The organism is Halorussus salinisoli (assembly GCA_005239435.1).
GTDB lineage: Archaea > Halobacteriota > Halobacteria > Halobacteriales > Haladaptataceae > Halorussus > Halorussus salinisoli.
In genome coordinates this window covers 107,982-128,364 of sequence record SZNP01000005.1, presented here as the reverse complement: position 1 = coordinate 128,364, position 20,383 = coordinate 107,982, and the positions used below count along the sequence as shown (strand labels likewise).

Sequence of the window (20,383 nt, the reverse complement as noted above, 5' to 3'; positions counted from 1 at the left end):
CCGAGCAACGCAGACGGTTGGGGAGGCGTGAGGCCCGCGGTTGCGGTGCGGGGCGGTGGCGTGCGGTAACTCCGTTGCCCACGCAGTAGTTAGCCTCACTACCTCCTCCGTTCGCGGTCACAGTACCGTTGCGGTACGGTCAGTTTGCGTCGGTTCGACCAGTTGCGACCGTCTCGAGGTCAAGACGAACACTGTCGTCATAATAATGTATAATACCCTAAACATACTTTACAATTATCTAACACATAAATACATTGCTGAAAAGAAGGGGAATACGTCCGGCGTAATCCGTTGAGCGATTCACTCCTCGTCGTCCGCGACGACCACGGCCATTTCCTCGCCGTGTTCGAGGTCGACGTCCTCCATCAGACGGAGCATGGTCACGTCGTCGCCGCCGTCCACGACGCGGGCGCGGAAGTGTCTGCCACTAACCTCCGGTTCCAACTCGTCGAGTCGGCTGAGAACTTCGAGACGGAACGTCTCGGTCTCGTTCACGGCCTCTTCCGGCACCCCCGGCCAGTCCGGGTCGGATGTGTCAGATACGAGCGCGTCAGGTGAGGGCGAATCGGGCGCATTCGAGTCCGGAGTGGGCGAGTCCGTGGTGACCGGGTCGGAGTCGGACGAGTCGGGGACCGGAAGGTCGGCCGACTCGTCGCGCGCACCGAACCGACCGTCGAATCGATCTACGTCGAGGCCTTCGGCTTCGAGGTCGGGGTCGGCGGCCCGGACTACTTCCGGGAGCGACTCGTCGGCCTCCGCCACGAGTTCGCCGAACCGGCCGCCGTTCGACTTCCAGTCTTGTGCGCGGATGGACTGGACCGCGGTCTCGCTCAGCCACGGCGGCGGCGACCACCGACCGTCGGCGTAGAGGGTCTGCTCGCGGTCGTCGTCGCTGGCCCAGACGAACCGCTCGTCGTACCGACCGCGGAAGTTCCGGAGCGCCCGCCGCGGGCCGTGGCCCGCGACGACGTGGACGGGGTCGAGTCGGTCGACCAGTTCGACGATGACCGCCAGCGGCGGGTGGTTGGCTACCTCGAAGTCGTAGACGGTGCAGGCCGCCGTCTCGACCGGGTCGGTCGCACCGCCGGTCAGTTGGACCAGCGTCGCCGACGAGTCGTCCTCGATCGCTCCGAACAGACGGCAGGCGCTCCCCTCGGAGGGGACTTCCGGCCCGGCGAAGGTGACGGTACCGCGTTCGAGCAAGTCGGTAGGCGAGTCGAAGACCGGGACCGCCTCGACGTTCGGAACGTCGTAACCGAAGTCGGCGTAGAGTTTAGCGGCCTGCCCGGCCAGCGTGACCGGAACCGACTCGTCCAGACGCTCGCCGAGGTGACCGAGCAGGTACGCGTAGTGGACTGCCGTCAACGCGCTGGCGGTCACGAGGACCGACGACCCGGCCTGAACGCGCTCGACGATACTGAAAAGCGAGTCCGAAAGCGCCTCCTCGAAGTCGTCGGTCGTGGAGACGTTGACGAACAGCGCGTCGATATCGACCGGTAAATCAGTCTGCAACCCCGGATAGCCCGCGACCCGCCGCGTCGTGAAGTCGCCGGTGAACAGGAGGTGGTTGGCCCACGACCCGTCGTGGAACTGGACGACGAACCCACCCGCGCCGGGCGCGTGGCCCGCCGGAACCGGAGCGACTTCCACGTCCGGAACGAGCGTCTTCCACCCGGAGAGCGGTTCGATGGCGTCGGCCACCGACCCGGTCGCGCCGATCTCGTAGTTCTTCTCGCCCTCGGTCAGTACGTCTTCGAGGACGTTCGCGGTCGGTTCGGCGGCGTAGACCGGTGCCCCGTCACGGAGCGAGTCGGCGAGAGAGGCGTAGTGGTCGAGGTGAGCGTGGGTCAACAGGACGGCCGCGAGATACTCGTCGTCGTCCAGCAGGGCGTCAAGGTCGACGTCGACCCCCGAGTCTACGAGGACGCAGGCCGTCCGTTCGTGGGGCGGGTCACGGAATCGAAGGAGGTACGAACCGCCTCCCTTCGACGGGTTCGCGTGCTGGTAGCTCAGGTTCATCGGCCGAGAAACCGGCCTCCCCTCTCTGTCCCGACACGATTCATGCTCCTACGAACGAAGGGGAGTGACGTAAATTCTTTTGTTATGCCCCGTATAATGTAGACTAGCTTTTAACCGAATGGCCGTTTCGGTTCGAATGTTACAATTTCGGTACCAGACCGGCTGTCACAGGTCGGTCACTTTCGGTGGCTTTCCGTCCGTTCGGCGTCACGTCTCCCGGTCGAAGGACGTGATTCGGCCCCACGAACTCTTCTTACCCCAGAGACCCGACCGCATGCACTCCAGTTCGACGATTTGGGAGTTGTCGACGAAGAGGTTGACCTCCGGACCGAAGTTCTTGATGTACCACTCGAACACTTCCGGGTCGGCCGCCTCGAACACGCAGTTCTCGATGCCCACTTCGTTGGCTATCTCGAAGGCCACGTCGGTCCGCCACTCCCGGACGCGCTCGGTGATGCCCTCGGACTCGACCATGATCTTGTACGCTCCGGCGTCGAGGTGTCGCTGGGCCTCTCGGATGGCGCTCGCTGGGTCGATCGCGGCCTCGCTCTCCAACTCCTCGACCGACGACGCGCCACCCGCGCCGAACTGGACGTTGATCTCTGGCTTGGCCTTCAGTCCGTGGTCCTGTACCATCTCGGTCAGTTCCACCAGGTCGTCGGTGTCGATGGCGATGAACCCCGACGAGATCTCCACGACGTCGAATCCGATATTTCCGGCCTCTTCGACGTACTGCTCGACGTGGTCGTGGTCCTTGACGAGGACGTTCTCCACGAACCCGCCGGTCGAGACCTGGACGTCGTACTCGTGGCAGACCGAGATGAGTTCCTCGACCGCCTCCTCGGGCATCAGGGCGAACGACCCGCCCGAGAACTTGTAGATGTCCACGTACTCGCCCATCGTGTCGAGGATGTCCCGCAACTCCCGTGGCCCCATCGGGTCGTAGTACGGCCCCCGAATCTCGGTGATGCCTTTCTCCCGCGGTTTCGATTCACGCTCGTTGACGTGCAGAAAGTCGAATGCTCGGTCCATCGCTGTTCCCCCGACAGAGGTACTACGAACCGACACTTTACTGTTGGGCAGTCTCGCGCGACAGGAGGTAGTACGTCGCTCCGACGCCGAGGAGACCGGCCAGCACGCCGACAGGGAGGCCGACTATCGCCGACGGCCAGATGCGCGTGCTGAGCAGTTCGGTCACTGTCACGGCGACGGCGAGGAACGAGACGACTCCGACTGCCAGTGCGACGGCCAAGTTTTTGACGCTCACGGCGGGCACCACTCAGTCCGTAATCGTAAGCGTACCGACCCGGACGAATCCATTATAAGCCGCGGAATTGAATCGCGCCACGGAATGACACGCAAGTTCCTCGTCGTCGGGGGAGACGCCGCAGGCATGAGTGCGGCAGGGAAGGCCAAGCGCGACGACCCGGACCGGGAGGTTGTGGTGTTCGAGCGCGGCGATTGGGTGTCGTACGGGGCCTGCGGTCTGCCTTACTACGTGAAAGGCGAAATCGCCGACCTCGAAGACCTCCTCGTGGTCGAACCGCGGAAGTTCGTCGAGGAGCGGGGCATCGACCTCCGGCGCAACCACGAAGTCGTCGCAATCGACCGGGACGACCGGACCGACACCGTCGAGAGCGAGGAGGGACGCTACGAGGAGTCGTACGACGACCTGCTCCTCGCTACCGGAGGCCGGGCCGCGCGGTCGGGAGTACTGTCGCGGGCAATGGAACGGGCGCAGGCACTCCCGCACCCACGGGCGGCGTCGTCGGAACCGGGTGATGAAGGCCTTCGCCTTGGAGGTCGCCCGCACCGGACTGGACGCTCAGGAGGTCGAGGCGGCCGGATTCGACCCGGTGGCGACCACGCTCACCACCATCACTCGCGCTCACTACTACCCCGACTGGTCGCGAATCGTGGTTCACGTCACCGCCGACACCGACTCGGGCCGCCTGCTCGGCGTGAGCATGGTCGGCGCGGAGGGTGCGGCCCACCGCATCAACTCGGTCGCGGCCGCCCTCCACGCGGAGATGACGGTCGGCGAGTTCGGGAACCTCGACTTCGGCTACGCCCCACCGTTCGGCCCGGTCTGGGACCCGGTACTCCTCGCGGCGAAGGCGCTCGGTGACGAGATGGAGGCGGGCGGCGACCGACGGCGCACTCAGCCACAGAACCCAATTACTTCGACCCCGTAAGGATTTCATGACCTATCAAACGACGGTCGGGTGGTCGCTGCTCTCGTCCGGTGTCGTCACGCTTCTCCTGAAAATACTGCCGTGGGACTCGCTGTGGTGGGGTCTCCTCTTCATCGTCCTCGGAGTCGCACTGCTCTACGTCCGTCAGTGACGAAACCGAAGGCGTCCGAACCTACACGTAGACCCTGGTGACGTGGCCGCCACAGCCACACTGCTCGACGTACTCCCACGAGATGTCGCCGCCGAAGGTCTCTTCGAGTTCCTCGTACAGGTACGTCTCCGGGTGGCCGTGGTCGCCGTGGGTCACGAGGTTGACGTGGTTCCCGCCGGCGGTGTGTTCGACCGCGGTCTCGGCCTGTTCGAGGACGAGGTCGCGGCTCTCGGCGTGATGCGGTTTTTCGAGGTTGGCCGACCACGAGTTGTCGTGAACCCGGTCGGTGATGGGTTCTACGTCGCGGTCCAACTCCACGTCGTGGTCGCGGTCGTCGCTGGTCGTGTCCATGTTCGAAGTGAGGTCGCGCTCGGGGGAAGGAGTTGGCCCGAACGTGTTCGGCTCCGAATTACTCCAGCAGTGCGACCAACTCCGACACGTCGTGGTCCTCCAACTGAACTACGGTCTCGACTATCTCGTCGCGCTCGGCTTCGTCGTACCGCTCCCCGGCGGTCTCGTGGAACTTCCGTTCGATTTCGTCCCACGACATCGGGTCGCTGGGGTGGCCCTCGAAGTGGTCTTTCTCGACGAGGTACGCGGTCCCGTCGGCCATCTCGACCGCCACGACCGCGGGCATCTCGCCGTTTTCGAAGCGAGCGGTGAGTTCGGAGTCCTCGGAGACCTCTACCTTCTGGAGGAGTTCCTGTACGTCGTCGCGGCGGATTCGCTCGGGGTCGTACTGGTCGTTGGTCATCTCGCGGTCGATGAGCGCGGCCGCGAGCATGTACGGCAACGAGTGGTCGGCCTGGGCTTTGGTCTCGACCTCGTAGCGACTCCCTTCGCCGCCGCCGATGATGAGTTTCGCTCCGGCGAAGGTGTCGAGGCGGATCTTCTCGATCTCCTCGTGATCTATCTCCTCGCGCTCGGCGAGTTCGATGACGCCCTCGACGGCCGACTGAGCGTAGGTCTCGGCGACGTACTTCTTGGTCATCACGTCGTGGACGCGCTCGGCTGGCGTGAACTCGGCCTCGAACTCGCCCGAGACGGTCTGCTTCCACCCCTTCTGGCCCTCGAAGAGGTTCTTCGGGCCGTCCATCCCGTTCTTGGCGAGAAAGGCGGAGTAGACCGCGTTTCTGGCGGCGTTGGCCGACGCGATGCCCTTCCACTCCGAGATGCCTTCGGTACGGGTGACGCGGAGGGCGTTGTGCGCGGTGCCCGCGATGCCGATGGCCGACCGGAGCGGTTCGCGCTCCAACCCGAGAATCTTCCCGGTACCGGTAGCAGCGGAAATCACGGTGTGGGTAACGTGGTCCCACCCGCGGTCGCGGACCGGCGCGTTCCACGCCAGCGCGCCTTGGACCTCGTAGGCGACCCCGACCGCGGTGAGCAGGTCTTCGCCGGAGGCGTCGGCGTACTCCCCGCAGGCGAGTATCCCGGCGACGTTGTCGCTCGGGTGCGGCGTCTCCCCCGGCGCGAGAAACGAGTCCATGTAGTCGAGGTAGCGCACGAGCGTCGTGTTGTACATCGTGGCGTCGGGCGGCGAGGCGGTCGCGGCGACGGCCGACGAGTCCGACTCAGGGGAACTGCCACCGCCCCAGAGCGTGCATCCCTCGCCGCCGAACTCGGCCACGGTGTCGCCGACGACGCCGACCGGTTCCTCCTCCATCGCGGCCACGGCGATGCCGAACGAGTCGAGGATGCGTTTTTTGAGTTCGTCTACGGTGTCGTCGCTCAGGTCCTCGAAGTCGAGGCCGAGCGCGAAGTCGGCGATGTCGCTGGTCGTGGTCATGGTGGACCTGCGACGCTTCGCGGCAAAAAACGGGCCGGGCGTTCAGTCGGAAACGTGGATTGTCCCGACGGTAAGGACTGATTACGCGCGGGGAATCGCAACGTAGGAACCCGCGTTAGGAAAGGTACGCCATCTCTTTAGAAATAATATAATTTCTCTTAGATAGATATAACCATCTCCTCTGGACGAATCACTCGGTGAACGCAGAGACGACCGTTCGCGCCAGTGGAAGTACACCGAAGAGAGCGTCCAGTCGTCGGCGGGGCACGGTCCGTCTTCCGGGCGCGTTCACTCCGCCGACCAGAAGGCGTCGTCGCCGTGGTCGTCCTGCCACGCGAAGGCGAACAGTCGCCGTGCGGCCAGTCGCGTCAGTTCGCGGCCGTCGTCGCTCTCACCCGTCGCGCCGTCCCAGCGAGTGCCGTCGGCCTCGAAGACGCCCTCTCCCACCGCCTCGAACTCGTAGCCCGGATGCTCGAAGGCGTGAATCCCGTCGGGCGTGGCGAACACCGCGATGGTTCGGCCGCCGACCTCGGCCGTGACGACGCCTTCCGCGCCCTCGACGCGCGAGAGGGGGAATCCGAGAGCGTCACCCTCTACCTCGACCCCGAGAACCGCCGCCTTGGGGTCCAAGTCGTCGCGGTCCCACTCCCGGCCGCCCTCGCCGCGGTGGGCCGCGAGTCCGAACCCGTCGCTCTCGAAGTAGTCCGCGTAGGGCGCGTCGTCGTACTCGATGGGTTCGGGGTCGTCGCCCGGCCCGCTGGCCTCGCTCTCGCCGCCGGGCCGTTGGAGGACGAGACCGTCGGGATGCTCGTCCCGGAATCGCTCGTAGGTCGTCACCGCCGAGGGTCGGACGCGGAGCGACTCGCCCGCCAGTTCGCCCGCGATGGCCGCGCCGAGCGACTGTTTCCACTCGGATTCGGTCTCGCGGTCGTACATCACGAGGTCGTCGTCGGCGAGTTTGCCCGAGACGCCGAAAGTTAGAACCTTGCCCGCGACTTCCCGGTCGTACACCACCGCGCTCCCGCAGAGCGGACACCACGTCACCGCGATGGGGTCGCCGCCGAGTTCGTCGTTGACGATCTCGTGGTAGTTCAGAATCCGGACCGGGTACGCCCGAGCGGTTTCGTCGCCTTCGACCACGATGACCTCGTCGTCGGAGTCGCCGAAGTAGCCCTCGCCGAACTCCGGGTCGTCCACGCTGGGAATCGCGTCCCGCGGAATGACCTGCCTGACGTTCATCGTCGGGGATTCGAAGTCGAAGCCTAAAACGCTACCCGTCGCCTACCCGTCCCAGTAGATACCGGCCTGCTCGTCGTCGCCCTCGCCGTCGGCGCGGGCCAGCGCGTCCAACTTCTCGCGGTTGACGTGTTCGACCAGTTCGAGCGCCTCCTCCATCCACGCGTAGAGGCCGACCGTTAGCCGACGCCGGACCTCCTCGACCGGAACCGGCGAGTAGACGTTGACGTAGCCGCCGTCCTTGAGGAGGCGTTGGCGCTTGTCCAGCAACCCGATGTCGGTCAGGTGATTCAACTGCCTGCCGACGGTACTCCGGTCGATGCCGAGTCGCTCTGCGACGTCGGACGCGGTCGATTCGCCGTCCTCCATCAGGCAGAGACACACCTTCAGGCCCGTCTCGGAGATGCCGAACACGTCCCGGAGAACTACCGCGAGGTCGGGCGACTCGACCGGCGTCGCCTCGACGGCGCTCATCGATTCGTCACAGCAGGACGACGAGTCGCCGAACGACACGTCTCCACACTCGTCGCAAACGTACACCCCTGAATTCGTGTGACTACCACTCATGGTCGTCGATTCGTCGCGGACTCACAAGACAATTTGGTGAGCGACTGGTGAGGCGGTTTCGTGTAGTAACGTCTCCGAGTAGTAACGGCCCCGAGTGGTGACTCCGTGCAGTAGCCTCGAACCGAATCGTCCCGGTGGGTCGCAAAAAAGACTGCCGAAACGTCGGAAGGCCCTGCGTTCAGCGCCGTCGGGCCGCGAACGCACTCCCCGCGAGTAAGACTGCGAGTCCGACCAGAAGCGACACCGGCCCGAACCCGGAGGCGGGTGCGCTCGCCTCTACCGTGGTGGTCTCGGTCGTGGTCGTGTCATCCTCGGCGGCGGGCGTCTCGGTTTCCGCGTCCGTCGCGCCGTCCGCCTCCTCGGTCTCTTCGTCTGCAGGCGTCTCCTCGTCGTCAGGCGTCTCTTCGGCCGCGGTAGTCTCACCGTCGGCCGCGGGCGTCGTTTCCTCGTCGGCAGGGGTCGTCTCCTCGCCCGCGTCGCCGTCACCCGCGCCCTCGCCGCTGACGACCGTTCCGGTCGCGTTGGCCTGCGGTTCGTTGGTCGAGACCGTGAAGTTCGTGTTCGGAGACACGTCCGAGAAGTCGAACGTGGCCTCCCACGTGCCGTCCTCGGAGACGGTCGCGGTCTGGCGCTTCAGGAACGGGTTCTGGCCCGTGTTCGTGGCTTCGATGGTCAGTTCGGTGCCTGCGGCGACCGAACTCTCCCCGGAGATGGTGACGTCGCTCGCCGAAGCGACCTCGACCGGTTGGTCGAACGTGACGTTACGTTCGACCACGGTGAAGTTCGTCACCAGCGAAGTGGTGTTGTCGGCCGAGACGTAGGGGTTCGCGTCCGTAATCGTGAAGTTCGCCCGATAGGTCGTGTCGCGGTCCAGTTCGTTCGAGTCGATGACCAGGAAGAACTGGTCGTTCTCCTCGTCCACGACGAGGTTCGCTCGGTCGAGTGGCACCTGCTCGGACGGCACGTTGATCTCGCCGACGCGAAGCAGGTTCATCGACAGTCCCGTCTCGTTGTCGTTGAGGTCCGAGAGGTTCTGCACGTAACTGTACAGGCCCGAAGCCTGCACCTGCACGATAGCCCAGTCCTGATACGCGACGTTCTGGTCCTGGGTGGCGACCTCCGACAACCGCGTCGCGTTTCCGACGTTCGCGCGGTCGGGCGCGGTCCACACCTGTATGCCCTCGGTCGAGCGCTCGCTCAGGAGTATCGACCCCACGTCGCTCCGCGTCGCCCCCACGGACACTTCGATGGGGTACGTCGCGGCGTCGAGACGACCGGGAACCGGGTCGGTCACCAACTGGAAGTCGGTCAAGTTGTCCTCGCCGACCACCGAAATCCCCGGCGAGTCGGGTGATAGTCCGGCCCGGAAGGTGTCGATCTCGACGGTCGCTACCCCGTCTTCGTTGGCGTCGACGACGGTGAACCGCGAGAGGTAACGGACCTGTTCGGACCCTAGCGAGACCGTCGCTCGGTCGGTCCCGTCGAAGTTGACGTTGAACCGAACCACGTCGCCGCGCTGTTCGGTGATGCTCCCGTCCGCGAGCGACGCGGTGCCCTCGACTGGCTCTGTCACAGATATCGTGGCGTCGCTCTGTGCAGTACCGTCGGACGTGAACACGGTGACGTTGTACGTCCCCGGTTCGACGCCGGTGAAGTTGGCGGCGAAGCCGGCGTCGTCACTCGCGTTCCGGGTGGCGACCGCTCGGCCGTCACGAACCTCGACCGACGAGAACACGTCGGCTAACTGCGACGCGCTCAGTTGGTCCGAGAAGAGGTAGAACCCGTAGCCCGCGCGGTTCGACTCGAGCTGGAGGTCGGTTCGAGCCTCGGGACTGTCGTCGTTCCGGACCGTCGCGTCGGCGAAGGTGACGTCGAGCGACTGGTTGGTAATCTCGAAGGCCGCATCGTTCACGTCGCCGGTGCGTTGTGCGACGCCGTTCTGGAAGACGACCGGTCGCTCGTTCCCGTCGACGACGACGTACCGACCGTCCAGGTCGCTCGACGAGAACACCGCCGACCCGTTGCCGTCGAGTAGCACCTCGGTGGCGAGTTGGCCGACCTGCCCGTTCTCGACCCGGCGAATCGCCCAGACCTCGCTCGCGTTCTGTTCACCCCCAGAGAACCGCAGGAACTGGCCGCTCCAGAACACCTCCTCGGAACCGACGGCAACCGACCCCAAGCCGTCGTCTTGAGCCTGATACGTAGTCTCTGCGTCCGACATCGTAGCACCGGTAATTCCCGCCGTCACCGCGCTGACGACGAGCAGTGCTGTCAGTAGTACACTCGTGCGTGTTCGTGTCATGATTTCCCCATTTCCCCCTCCCGCACAATCATCTCTCGAACGGACGTGCGGGCGTTCGTGAGAATTTCGGCGAAATCCGATAAGTATCTTGTGACGGTAGGGTCGGCTTGTTCCCGAACAAAGAGAGCCTAGCCCGGCGAACCCGCCACAACTGACCGCGATTCTAGGTCGCTCTCGTCGATTCCATCGTTGTCGAATCATCAACTCTCCCACACCGTCTCGGAATCACCGTGACCATCTTCTTCGAACCAGTGACCCCTCCCACTCGGCGCGTGTGACCCTTCCACCCGGCGCGTGAGAGTAACGCGCGCGAGGGACGACCGAACGCAGTGAGGGAGGAGGGTGGGGAGGCGTGAGGCCTGCGGTCGCGGTTGTGGTGCCGAGCAGTACGGTGCGGTAATCCAGTGGTTCGAGAAAGAGCTAGTCCGTTAACCGTGGCCGAAACTACGACGACGGACTAGCGAGCAGCGATGAACCGGAGGACGACGACGAACCGGAGAGCGACGACCCGGAGAGCGACGGACCGAAACCGACGAATCGGCAACGGGCAGCGAGATGTTTCGCAGTCCTACAGCGGCGTCCACTTCGTCGTGAGGTCTCGGTGCGGGACGTGCCAGCGTTGTTGAGCGTCGTGGCCGTGGTCCACGGGGTCCACCGCCCGGAGTTCGATGACCGCGTCCGCCAGCGTGCGGAGCGCCTGTACGCGTCCGTCCTCGTACCCGTCCGGGAGGACGAAGTGTGCCATCCCGCCGCGGTCGCGGACGCGCTCACCGACAGCGTCGAGACAGCGCCGTACTACGGTCTCGTCGTAGTGTTCCAACAGCGGAACGAGCGAGTCGATGCCGACCCGGAGGTCGGCCGGAGCTAGCGCGTCGACCGAATCGACAAGGTCGTCGATGGCGTCCACGAGTCCGGTCCGAAGCCCCTGTAGCTCGGGGTCGGCGACGCGGATTTCCTGGATTCCGGTGAGTTTCGACCGCGTCGTCTGGTCGGTCGCGGCCGTGACCGACCGCGGTGCGCCAGCGTGGTTCACCAGCCGGGTCGTCTCGGTCAGCGGGCGCGGCGTTACGTCCCGGTCCGGGAGTCGGTCTGCGACGCTCTCGGTCGTGGCGTCGGTGATGGCCAGAACTCGATGGCGAATCGCCTCGGCGTCGCCCAGCAACTGTTCGCTCGCCCGAGTGAACAGTTCGCGTGGCGCGTCGCCGACGACCAGCAGAGCACAGCCCGTCGCCTTCAGTTCGTTTAGAAGACTGAGGAACGCCGTGAAGTCGTCCGGGGGTGAGCCGTCGTCCGGCCCACGAAAGGTCGTCTGTCCCGTCGTCATTGATGGAGTATGACAGAATTCCACCCATACCTTTATAAAATTACTCTCTCGGTGAACGTCGATTTAAGTGATTTCTATATTCGTTCTGGAATATCCAGTGGACGTTCTTTCTCGATTCGTGCCCTGCGCGACGGAAATCACGCTGGTCCCGAAATTACTGGATTCTCGGCCGAAACTCCAGTCGGTGTCTGACGACCGATTCGTGTACGAACGAGTTCCGAGGCCGTAGCGATGCGTTCCACGGGAACGTCAACCAGCCCCACTATTCGCCACGTTGGTATTTCTATTCCATTTATATTCTAGGAAATATATAGAAAAATAGAAACTAGCAGGAGGAATAAATAACGCTGTGATGGCAGTAAAGTCAGCGGTTACAGATTGGCTCACAGGGAATCCGAAACTACTGGGTGCGCTATGTACGCTGATGTTCCTGCTCGCTGAAGTAGGAAACGTCGTCGCTAGCGGGGATGCAAAGGCAGGTCCTTGACTTCAGAACCACGTATCGGACCACACCAACTCCCCATCGACGATTAGCGGTTCAGAAATCGAAATGAACTCTTGGTTGAGTTTTTCAGGCGGTACTCGTAGTTTACTACCGGACTCCACTGCTATGTGGTAGTCTTGGATTTCGGAGTGATGTAGCCGAAACGTGGAACCCATGCCGTAATCTCGAGCCGGATACGAGTACGGTGTCGCTTCGATTTCCTTCGACCGTTGGTTACTTTCGGTGTTCTGTTCGATATGGAATATGGTCGGCACGCCGTTTTCACAATACGCAAGCGTCACGCCCGAATCGCCGACCACCACGTAATCCTTCCCGAGAGAGGTGTGTTCTCGCACGAGCGTCATCGCGTGGCCGATGCTGAACCCGTAGTGGAACAGTCGCGCCAGCGTCTCGCCGACTTCCACCGCACCGTCGTTCCACAAGTCGCCGAGGCTCACGACCACCGCACGGGCACCCATCTTCACGAGTTCGACGCCCTGGTCGTGCGAGCGACACCCGTTCAGGAGGACGGTCTGGGCGTTCACCTCGTCCAACGACTCGGCGTCGAGTATGCCGTCCGAACACTGGAAGCCGAGACCGTCGATGTGGCCGACGAAGTGGAACATGTCGCTCTCCTCGGCGAGCAGGGTCCGGAGTTCGTCGGTCGAGACGCCGAACTCGCAGGTGACGTTCACACGCAGGTCGTCGCGGTCGCCGTAGATTTCGGCCGCGGCGTCCCACTCCGCGCGCATCTCGTCGTCGTTGCAGACCACCGTGATTTCGACCGTTCCGTCTTCGGACGGGGTGGTGTCGCGTTCGAACGCTTCCCGGAGTAGCTTCGTCCCCTGAATCGGCGTCCGGTCGCCTATCCACGCCTGTTCGAGCGCGTCGGTGTCGGGTAAGGGAATGTACCCGTCGATGCCGGGTACGCCACGCGCGGCGCTATCGTCGAAGGGCGATTCGTTCTCTTCGGTCTCTTCGCGCCCGGACTCGGCGTCCTCGAGTCCGTGGTTCCGGCGATTCGAACGCCGGAGACTGGCCGACCGACGGAAGTCGCCGTCGCCACCTATCGTTCCGGACTCGGCGTCGCCACCCGTCGCGCTCGGCGACCGGACGAACGCGTCCAGCGCTTCGCCCGTCCGTCGCTGGACCTCCGTCGGCGACCACCCCTCGTCGCTCGTCGCCTTCACCGCGACCAGGGACAGGTCGTTGATCACGTACGGCAGGAGTTCGACCGGTTCGGGACCGGGGTCGCTCTCGACGTGAGTGACGCGATGCCACGGCGCCTCGATTGCCTCGATTGCCTCGCCGGACACCGCGAGATAGGCCGCGAGGCGGTCGGCGGGTGACGCTCGATAGAGCGACTCCAGGTCGAGGTCTACCTCGGACTCCAGCACGTCGCGCTCGTAGAGGTCGTCGGGGTAGAGTCCCTCGGTTCTGGTCACGCAGTCGAGCAGGAAGACGCGCTTGAGGATGCTTTCGACCGACTCGCCGACCGCCGACACGTCGCCGCCGAGGTGCCGAGTCACGCCGGAGTCGGCCGCGAGGGTCGCCTCCTCGCCGGAGACTACCTCCGCGCCGAGGTAGTACGCCAGCGGCGCGACGGTGTAGACGTGGCCGTATTCGGGCGGCACCGTAATCGTGATTCCAGTTTCCGGAGCGTCGAGTTCGTCCGGAATCGACAGTTCGTCGCCGCGCTCAACGCGCGGCGGATGTCCGCGAAGGGTCGGCCACGAACGCTCGGGCGAGGTGGTCTTGAGCGCCGAGGAGAACGCCGACACCGCCTCCATCACGGCCTCCGGGTCGTCGGGCACGGTGATGGTGGCCGCTGGCGAACTGTGGTACGACCGCGCACCGACCTCGACCGCCACCTCGTCGGCGAACGCGATTTCGACGCTGTCGTCGGTGGCGTCGATGGTCATCGACCCGCTGGTCCGGAGGTAGAGTTTTATCGGCGAGTGGAGTTCCAGCAGGTACTCGTCGGCCGGAAACTCCCGTGTCGTGGGCAGGTCGACGGAGACTCGGTGTTCGCCGTCCGGCGTCCGTACGTCCAACGGAATCGTGGACGAGAACGAAATCCGGGTCGTCCGAATTCGGCAGGCCGCGGCGACCGGAAACGCGAACCGGTCGGGGTCCGCGTCCGTCGGGTTCACCGCCGACTCCGTGAGAAGCGAGAAGTGACGCGTCTCGATGGGGTCGACTACGTCGAGGCCGGTCGGGTCGGACGACGACGTAAACTTCGGTTGCGTAGGCATGATTGTAGCGGCCTCGTGAACCGTACGGGACGGTCACAGTCGGCCGGTAAAAATCCCCGGGCACGCGTCACGATTCGTCGGTGTCTACGGGTTCGCCATCGACTCGTTCCATCTCGACGGTTCCGGCGGGAACGCGATACCGACGCAGGAGTCGCTCGGGCGCGTCGGCCGAATCGACCGTCCGGTCCACGGCGTAGGCTGAGTAGACCAGTTCCTCGGTTCCGACGTCTACGACCGCGTAGCCCCAGTGACTGCTGTCGAACCACTCGACGTGGGGATTTTCGGCCTGAAGCGCCGCGACGACGGTTTCGGCCTCCGAATCCGGAATGTTCCCCATCGCCACGAGATTGTCGCTACTGACCGCCGGAGCCATGAATTCGACGCCCGCGCGCTCGGTCGCCGACTCGTCGCGTCCCGACTCACCGCTCCCCGAGTCGAGGCTCTCGCCGAGGGTCAACTCGTAGTCGGTCAGCAGATAGGCCGCGAGATAGCTGTGCATGTCGCCGGTCAGCGCGACCACGTTCTCCACGCCCATCTCCGCGAGAGACGACAGGACGCGCTGGCGCTCGGTCCGATAGCCGTCCCACGCGTCGGCGTTGACCGTCGCCTCGCCGCCCTCGACGAATCGGAAGGCGGCCGCCAGCACCTCGTTCCCCCAGAGTTTCCACCGGGCCTCGGAGTCGGCCATTCCTCGCAGGAGCCACCTCCGCTGGTCGGCACCGAGCATAGTCCGGCCGGGGTTCTCCGCGGCGACGTCGGCAGGTACCGACGGACCTCGTTCGTCGGCGTTCGGCGGCGGCGACCGGTAGAGTCGCTCGTCGGTCACGAACAGGTCCGCGAGGTCTCCGAACCGGAACGACCGGTAGAGCCTGAAGTTCTCCCGGATGGCATCGGGGTCGAGTTCCGCTTCCTCTTCGCCAGAGGGTTCGTATTTCGCCCTGACCGGGACGTACTCGGTGTACGCCCGGATACCCTCGACGTACAACCGACGCATGAACTCGGGGTCGTCGCCACGCGGATGGCTGTACGTCTCGGGCGCGTCGGTCTCGTCGTTCCACCAGCGGTCGTTGACGATTTCGTGGTCGTCCCACGTGTGAATCAGGGTGTGACGCCGGAGGGCGCGCTGGAGGAGTTCGTCCGAACGGTACGTCCGGTAGAGGTGTCGATAGTCGGCCAGTTCCGAGGCCTGTCCCCGCCCGCTCGGCAGGCTAATCGACCGGTCTCCCGGACCGTCGCCGGCGTACTCGTAGATGAAGTCCCCGAGGTGGACGAGGAAGTCCACGTCTGCCTCGGCGATGCGACCGAACGCGCCGAAGTAGCCGTGGAGGTAGTCGTTACACGACGCCACCGCGAGACGGAGCGAGTCGGGGCTCGCTCCGGGGTCCGGCAAGGTACGACACCGACCGACTTCGCTGGCGTCGCCGCCGTAGACGAACCGGTAGAAGTACCGTCCGTCAGATCCCAGTTCGCCGTCTACGTCCACGGTCACGGTGAAGTCCCGGTCCCGACCGAACTTCTCGGCCGGAACGACTCCCCGGTAGACGACTCGGTCGAACCCCTCGTCTGCGGCCACTTCGACGGCCAGTGGCGTCTCGCCATCGTGGGCGTCCGGGTCGATTCGCGTCCAGAGTAGGACGCCGCTCGCGGTCGGTCCCCCGCTTGCGATCGACTGGGGAAAGACGGAGGTTGCTCGCTCGCGCTCGACTTCGAAGGCGTCACCGCCTGCGGTCGCCTCGGGCACGAGTCGGACCGCGGCCGCGTCCCCCGCCGAGAGCGCCGACAACGTGGTTCCGAGCGTGGACGCACCTGCGGCCTCCAACACGTCGCGGCGGGTCGGTCGGCGTTCAGACACGGGGTCGGTGTCGTCGCGGACGTGCATATAGATACGGGACGGCTAGTGGAAACTCTCGAAACCGTGCTAATTATTAGCACCTAATCGGTTTATTTATTTATCCATCCCTTCACGACCCTTATATGGAACGCGCGCTCGCAGTCGTCGACGCAGAGGAGTCTACGAAGGCCCTCGTCCGAGAGGCGGGCAAACTCGCCGCCGCGGTAGACGCCGAACTGGTGTTGCTACACGTCACGACGGACGAAGAGTACGAGGACACCCGACAGACGATGGAGTCGATTCCGAACAGTCCGGTCGGCTACTCCGCCAGGAAGGCCCGCGAAGGGGCCGAGGAGTTCGCGGCCGACGTCGGCCGCGAAGTGCTGGAGGGCGTCGACGTGTCGTGGGACGCGGTCGGCGAACTCGGCGACGAGCAGACCGAAATCCTCGAAACCGCCGAGGCCCGCGACTGCGACCACCTGTTCATCGCCGGCGAGAAACGTTCGCCCGCGGGCAAGGCGCTGTTCGGCGACCTCACCCAGTCCATCATCCTCAACTTCGACGGTCCAGTGACTGTGGTGACGGAGTAGGGACTCTTTCTGCACTGCGAACGGGGAGCGCCGCCGATTCGAGGGCCATCACCTCGACGGGCCAACGACTTTCCCCACAGGAGTCGTTTGGCCGAGCATGAGCCTCTACGAGCAGGTCGCAGACCTCCGCCTCACGGTCGAGTCCGTCGAGTACGAGCGCCGCGAGCGCGAGACGTCGAAGTTCACTCGCGCGACGACCGTCGTCTCGCTGTCGGGCGAGGGCGAGACCGGCCGCGGCGAAGACGTGACGTACGTCGCCGACCTCCACCCGATTCCCGACCGGTTCGACCTCGCGGGCGAGTACACCGTCGACTCGTTCTCCGAGGCGCTGGCCGACCGCGACCTCTTTCCCGAGGCGGACGCCGACACCGAAGTAGACGACCACTTCAGACACTACCGGCAGTGGGCTTTCGAGAGCGCGGCGCTGGACCTCGCGCTCCGGCAGGCCGACACCCACCTCGGCGCGCGACTGGACCGCGAGTACGACCCCGTCCGCTTCGTCGCGAGTCCGCCGCTCGGCGACCCGGCGAGCGCCGACCCGATTCGGCGGTGGCGCGACAGAAATCCCGAACTGGAGTTCAAACTCGACGCCGACGACGACTGGACCGCCGACCTGGTGTCGGACCTCTCGGACCTCGCTGGCGCGGGCGTTCGCGTGGTGGACTTCAAGGCCCACTACGAGGACGCGGAGGTGGCGGGGAGCGCCGACCCCGACCTCTACCAGAGAGTGGTCGAGGCGTTCCCCGACGCGATTCTGGAGGACCCGGCGTGGACCGACGAGACCGAACCGTCGCTGGATTCGGCCCGCGACCGGGTGTCGTGGGACTACCCGATAACCGAAGTCGAGAGCGTCCGCGACCTCCCCTTCGAACCCGACTGGCTCAACATCAAGCCCTCGCGGTTCGGCTCTGTCGAGTCGCTGTTCGACACCATCGACCACTGTGCGGACCGGGGGATTCGGATGTACGGCGGCGGCCAGTTCGAACTCGACGTGGGGAGACGCCACCTCCACCTGCTCGCGTCGTTGTTCTATCCGGACTCACCGAACGACGTGGCTCCCTCGGCCTACAACGACCCCGACCCGCCCGCGGACCTCCCGACGAGTCCGCTCGACGTCGCCAATGTCCGAGGATTCCGGTAGCTACGCCGTCGAAATCTCGAACCGCGCGCCGCCCGCCTCGCTCTCGGTCGCGGTGACGCTCCACCCGTGGGCGTCCACGATGCTACTGACGATAGAGAGACCGAGTCCCGACCCGCCGTCGGCCGTGGTGTGGCCGTGTTCGAAGACCCGTTCGCGCTCGTCTTCGGGGATTCCCGGCCCGTCGTCTTCGACGTAGAAGCCGTCTCTACCGCCGTGCGTGGCGGTCGGTGCCTCGTCGGCGTTCGACTCCTCGCGCGTATCGACGCCACCACCGAGTACGCCGACGCGGACGGTCACGTCGTCGCCGCCGTGTTCGACGGCGTTGCGGAACAGGTTCTCGAACAGTTCTTGGAGGCGACCGTCGTCGGCCTCTATCTCGGCCAGTTCCACCGCCACGTCGAGGGTCGCCGCGCCCGTCGAGACGGTAGACCACGCCCGCCTGACGACGGCTTCGAGGTCGACCTGATCGGTTTCGCTCACGTCCTGGCCCTGTCGAGCGAGTTTGAGTAGGTCCTCGATGAGCGACTCCATCCGGTCGAGCGCCGACCCGGTCTTCTCGAAGTGGCGGTCCTCGCCGGTCTCTCGGGCGAGTCCGAGGTGGCCCTGCGCGACGTTGAGGGGGTTGCGAAGGTCGTGGGAGACCACGCTGGCGAACTCCTTGAGTCGCTCGTTCTGGCGCTCCACCTTCCGCTTGCGCTGTCGGCGTTCGGTCACGTCGCGGGCCGACCCGAGGTGACCGAGTTCGCCGTTGTAGGAGATGACCTGCACGCTGAGTTCGACGTAGCGGACCTCTCCGGCCTTCGTCCGGACGCGCAACTCGTAGTGAGGCGTGTCGTCGTCTGCCTCGTCGTTCTCGATGATCTGTCTGACGCGTTCGCGGTCGTCCTCGTGGACGACGTCCCAGACGGACATCCTCAGGAGTTCCTCGCGGCTGTATCCCGTCAGTTCCGCGACTCGGTCGTTGACGAACTGGAACCCCTCGTCGCTGTGGATGAAAATCGCGTCGTGACTACCTTCCACGAGCGTGCGGTACTTCTCCTCGCTCTCGCGGAGCGCCGACTGAGAGTCGATTCGCGAGATGACCTCCGTGACGTGAGACATCAGGAGTTCCGCGAGTTCGAGGTCGTCCCCGTCGAACGCGTCGGCCTCGCGCGACCCCGCTTGGAACACCCCGTAGTCGCTCAGCGGAACGCTGAGGATGGAGCGGTACTGCTCTTGGACGGGTTCGGCCTCGTCCATCGTTCGCACGTCCGGAATCAGGAACGACTTACCGTTCTGGAACGTCCGGCCGGCGAGTCCCTTGTCGGCCTCCAGAGCGTCGTAACCGTCGTTTGGCATTTCGGTCGAGGTCGCTTTCGGGACGAGATAGCCGTCCTCTGCCACGTCGATGCCACAGATGTCGAACTCCAGAATACCCTCTGCGGCGTCCACGCCGAGGTGATACACTTCCTCCTTGCTGTGGCAGGCCTCCATCTCGGAGGCGACCTCGTGTAACTCTTCTATCTTCCGCTTCTCTTCGCGTAACTGTTCGCTCATGCTCGTGTTCGGTTCTCTCTTGGACGCCGACATCGCGGTCCACGCGTGGCGGGCATCCGCGGTCCGACGGGACGGTCGGCGGCCCGAGGCGGGAACCGATTCGGTTCGTTTGCTTGCTCGTCGACCGGAGTAAAAATACGTTTCCCCGCCACGCTGACCGAAGGTTCGCGGCGACACGTTGGTTGTAGACTCGGACACTCGGTCCCCTCAGGCAGGCGTCCCCGACGCCGACGGTCGCTTCGCGTCACCGAATCGACGCACGTCGGAAGTTTCACGCCGAGCCCCGAGTTAATCCAACACATGCCGTTTTCTCTCTGGACTGATGTTACGTTCCAGGCTTAAAACAGATGCCATTCACGTACGGAAACCGAAACGTCATTACGACGATACGTCGTCGGCGACGGCCCGCACCGTCTCGTACTCCTCGTCCGCGTACGCGATGAACCGCACGTCCACCAGCGATTCGGGGTCGAACGACGCGAGTTCTTCGCAAACGATACGCGCGCCCTCCCGGAGGTCGAACCCGGCGACGCCGCAACCGAGCGCCGGAATCACGAGCGACTTCGCGTCGAGTTCGTCGGCCGCTTCGAGGCTGTTTCGAGTGGCGTCGCGGATGCTCTCGGCGGTCGCCTGCCCGTCTCCGTAGTGCGGCATGGCCGCCGCGTGGACCACGTACGTCGCGTCCAGGTCGTAGGCGTCGGTGACGGCCACTTCGCCGAGGTCTATCGGTCCCGCGGCCATCGCTTCCTCGTTTATCTCCTCGCCCGCCTTCCGGCGGAGCGCGCCCGCCACGCCGCTTCCCATCCGTAGACTCGTCCCCGCGGCGTTGACCAGAACGTCGGCCCGCTGTTCGGCGATGTCGCCCTGAACCACGCTGAACTCCATGTCGGAGACGACGCCCGCAAAGGTCAATTAGTTTACCCACGCCGCCCTTGGGAAAGAGGACAAAACCCATATATTGCG

Annotated in this window: 17 protein-coding genes and 1 pseudogene; 5 read left to right on the top strand and 13 right to left on the bottom strand. The window is 64.7% G+C overall.

The features are described from left to right. Window positions 1-300: 300 nt before the first annotated feature. The 3 genes from E2484_RS15380 to E2484_RS15370 all read right to left on the bottom strand — a co-directional run bounded on the left by E2484_RS15380 (window position 301) and on the right by E2484_RS15370 (window position 3,286). Window positions 301-2,019: an MBL fold metallo-hydrolase gene (locus tag E2484_RS15380; RefSeq protein ID WP_137286068.1), complete on the bottom strand. Its 1,719-nt coding sequence runs from the start codon at window positions 2,017-2,019 to the stop codon at window positions 301-303. A gap of 207 nt (window positions 2,020-2,226) precedes the next feature. Next, the gene (locus E2484_RS15375; protein ID WP_137286067.1) at window positions 2,227-3,051 is read right to left on the bottom strand and encodes a phosphosulfolactate synthase; all 825 of its coding nucleotides are present in this window, start codon (window positions 3,049-3,051) and stop codon (window positions 2,227-2,229) included. Between the two features lie 37 nt (window positions 3,052-3,088). After that, window positions 3,089-3,286 (bottom strand): hypothetical protein, encoded by a 198-nt coding sequence (locus E2484_RS15370; protein WP_321112666.1) that lies wholly within the window; start codon window positions 3,284-3,286, stop codon window positions 3,089-3,091. An 84-nt stretch (window positions 3,287-3,370) separates the two neighbouring features. Between E2484_RS15370 and E2484_RS26170 the strand changes: the two are divergent. After that, window positions 3,371-4,214, top strand: a pseudogene (locus tag E2484_RS26170) (FAD-dependent oxidoreductase). 7 nt (window positions 4,215-4,221) lie between these two features. Further along, a complete protein-coding gene (locus E2484_RS25075) occupies window positions 4,222-4,365 on the top strand; it encodes a hypothetical protein (protein WP_170977376.1) in 144 nt (47 codons plus the stop codon). Between the two features lie 21 nt (window positions 4,366-4,386). Here E2484_RS25075 and E2484_RS15360 read toward each other — a convergent pair whose 3' ends face one another. From E2484_RS15360 to E2484_RS15335, 6 genes are all read right to left on the bottom strand, one after another. Then, window positions 4,387-4,716: a CGCGG family putative rSAM-modified RiPP protein gene (locus tag E2484_RS15360; protein ID WP_137286066.1), complete on the bottom strand. Its 330-nt coding sequence runs from the start codon at window positions 4,714-4,716 to the stop codon at window positions 4,387-4,389. Window positions 4,717-4,774: 58 nt separating this feature from the next. Continuing rightward, window positions 4,775-6,154, bottom strand: coding sequence for an MmgE/PrpD family protein (locus tag E2484_RS15355; RefSeq protein WP_137286065.1), 1,380 nt, complete (start codon window positions 6,152-6,154; stop codon window positions 4,775-4,777). A gap of 288 nt (window positions 6,155-6,442) precedes the next feature. Then, window positions 6,443-7,393: a DUF3179 domain-containing protein gene (locus E2484_RS15350; protein WP_137286064.1), complete on the bottom strand. Its 951-nt coding sequence runs from the start codon at window positions 7,391-7,393 to the stop codon at window positions 6,443-6,445. A 42-nt stretch (window positions 7,394-7,435) separates the two neighbouring features. Further along, a complete protein-coding gene (locus E2484_RS15345) occupies window positions 7,436-7,957 on the bottom strand; it encodes a helix-turn-helix domain-containing protein (protein ID WP_137286063.1) in 522 nt (173 codons plus the stop codon). 178 nt (window positions 7,958-8,135) lie between these two features. Beyond that, window positions 8,136-10,259 carry a BGTF surface domain-containing protein gene (locus E2484_RS15340; RefSeq protein ID WP_137286062.1) on the bottom strand — a complete coding sequence of 708 codons (2,124 nt, stop codon included), beginning with the start codon at window positions 10,257-10,259 and terminating at the stop codon, window positions 8,136-8,138. Between the two features lie 568 nt (window positions 10,260-10,827). Further along, complete coding sequence (locus tag E2484_RS15335; RefSeq protein WP_137286061.1) at window positions 10,828-11,583, bottom strand: DUF7504 family protein; 756 nt, start codon at window positions 11,581-11,583, stop codon at window positions 10,828-10,830. A 352-nt stretch (window positions 11,584-11,935) separates the two neighbouring features. Between E2484_RS15335 and E2484_RS26315 the strand changes: the two genes are divergently transcribed. After that, the gene (locus E2484_RS26315) at window positions 11,936-12,070 is read left to right on the top strand and encodes a DUF7503 family protein (RefSeq protein ID WP_449272306.1); all 135 of its coding nucleotides are present in this window, start codon (window positions 11,936-11,938) and stop codon (window positions 12,068-12,070) included. Between the two features lie 2 nt (window positions 12,071-12,072). On the opposite strand, the gene E2484_RS15330 is transcribed toward E2484_RS26315, so the two are convergent. Together E2484_RS15330 and E2484_RS15325 are read right to left on the bottom strand one after the other, a co-directional pair. Further along, window positions 12,073-14,322 (bottom strand): CHAT domain-containing protein, encoded by a 2,250-nt coding sequence (locus E2484_RS15330; protein ID WP_137286060.1) that lies wholly within the window; start codon window positions 14,320-14,322, stop codon window positions 12,073-12,075. Between the two features lie 67 nt (window positions 14,323-14,389). Beyond that, window positions 14,390-16,201 carry an alkaline phosphatase D family protein gene (locus E2484_RS15325; protein WP_137286059.1) on the bottom strand — a complete coding sequence of 604 codons (1,812 nt, stop codon included), beginning with the start codon at window positions 16,199-16,201 and terminating at the stop codon, window positions 14,390-14,392. 95 nt (window positions 16,202-16,296) lie between these two features. Between E2484_RS15325 and E2484_RS15320 the strand changes: the two genes are divergently transcribed. Then, the gene (locus E2484_RS15320) at window positions 16,297-16,743 is read left to right on the top strand and encodes a universal stress protein (RefSeq protein WP_137286058.1); all 447 of its coding nucleotides are present in this window, start codon (window positions 16,297-16,299) and stop codon (window positions 16,741-16,743) included. Window positions 16,744-16,840: 97 nt separating this feature from the next. After that, window positions 16,841-17,884 carry a hypothetical protein gene (locus E2484_RS15315; RefSeq protein ID WP_137286057.1) on the top strand — a complete coding sequence of 348 codons (1,044 nt, stop codon included), beginning with the start codon at window positions 16,841-16,843 and terminating at the stop codon, window positions 17,882-17,884. On the opposite strand, the gene E2484_RS15310 is transcribed toward E2484_RS15315, so the two are convergent. Then, the gene (locus E2484_RS15310) at window positions 17,885-19,420 is read right to left on the bottom strand and encodes a PAS domain S-box protein (protein WP_321112664.1); all 1,536 of its coding nucleotides are present in this window, start codon (window positions 19,418-19,420) and stop codon (window positions 17,885-17,887) included. A 378-nt stretch (window positions 19,421-19,798) separates the two neighbouring features. Further along, on the bottom strand, window positions 19,799-20,305 hold the full coding sequence (locus E2484_RS15305; RefSeq protein ID WP_137286055.1) for a macro domain-containing protein: 507 nt from the start codon (window positions 20,303-20,305) through the stop codon (window positions 19,799-19,801). Window positions 20,306-20,383 lie beyond the last annotated feature (78 nt).

Excerpts from the sequence above, each read along its gene's own strand:
- E2484_RS25075 (WP_170977376.1), top strand. The coding sequence starts at position 4,222 with ATGACCTATCAAACGACGGTCGGGTGGTCGCTGCTCTCGTCCGGTGTC.
- E2484_RS26315 (WP_449272306.1), top strand. The coding sequence starts at position 11,936 with ATGGCAGTAAAGTCAGCGGTTACAGATTGGCTCACAGGGAATCCGAAA.
- E2484_RS15335 (WP_137286061.1), bottom strand. The coding sequence starts at position 11,583 with ATGACGACGGGACAGACGACCTTTCGTGGGCCGGACGACGGCTCACCC.
- E2484_RS15375 (WP_137286067.1), bottom strand. The coding sequence starts at position 3,051 with ATGGACCGAGCATTCGACTTTCTGCACGTCAACGAGCGTGAATCGAAA.
- E2484_RS15305 (WP_137286055.1), bottom strand. The coding sequence starts at position 20,305 with ATGGAGTTCAGCGTGGTTCAGGGCGACATCGCCGAACAGCGGGCCGAC.
- E2484_RS15360 (WP_137286066.1), bottom strand. The coding sequence starts at position 4,716 with ATGGACACGACCAGCGACGACCGCGACCACGACGTGGAGTTGGACCGC.
- E2484_RS15345 (WP_137286063.1), bottom strand. The coding sequence starts at position 7,957 with ATGAGTGGTAGTCACACGAATTCAGGGGTGTACGTTTGCGACGAGTGT.
- E2484_RS15340 (WP_137286062.1), bottom strand. The coding sequence starts at position 10,259 with ATGACACGAACACGCACGAGTGTACTACTGACAGCACTGCTCGTCGTC.
- E2484_RS15330 (WP_137286060.1), bottom strand. The coding sequence starts at position 14,322 with ATGCCTACGCAACCGAAGTTTACGTCGTCGTCCGACCCGACCGGCCTC.
- E2484_RS15350 (WP_137286064.1), bottom strand. The coding sequence starts at position 7,393 with ATGAACGTCAGGCAGGTCATTCCGCGGGACGCGATTCCCAGCGTGGAC.
- E2484_RS15355 (WP_137286065.1), bottom strand. The coding sequence starts at position 6,154 with ATGACCACGACCAGCGACATCGCCGACTTCGCGCTCGGCCTCGACTTC.
- E2484_RS15320 (WP_137286058.1), top strand. The coding sequence starts at position 16,297 with ATGGAACGCGCGCTCGCAGTCGTCGACGCAGAGGAGTCTACGAAGGCC.
- E2484_RS15310 (WP_321112664.1), bottom strand. The coding sequence starts at position 19,420 with ATGAGCGAACAGTTACGCGAAGAGAAGCGGAAGATAGAAGAGTTACAC.
- E2484_RS15325 (WP_137286059.1), bottom strand. The coding sequence starts at position 16,201 with ATGCACGTCCGCGACGACACCGACCCCGTGTCTGAACGCCGACCGACC.
- E2484_RS15380 (WP_137286068.1), bottom strand. The coding sequence starts at position 2,019 with ATGAACCTGAGCTACCAGCACGCGAACCCGTCGAAGGGAGGCGGTTCG.
- E2484_RS15315 (WP_137286057.1), top strand. The coding sequence starts at position 16,841 with ATGAGCCTCTACGAGCAGGTCGCAGACCTCCGCCTCACGGTCGAGTCC.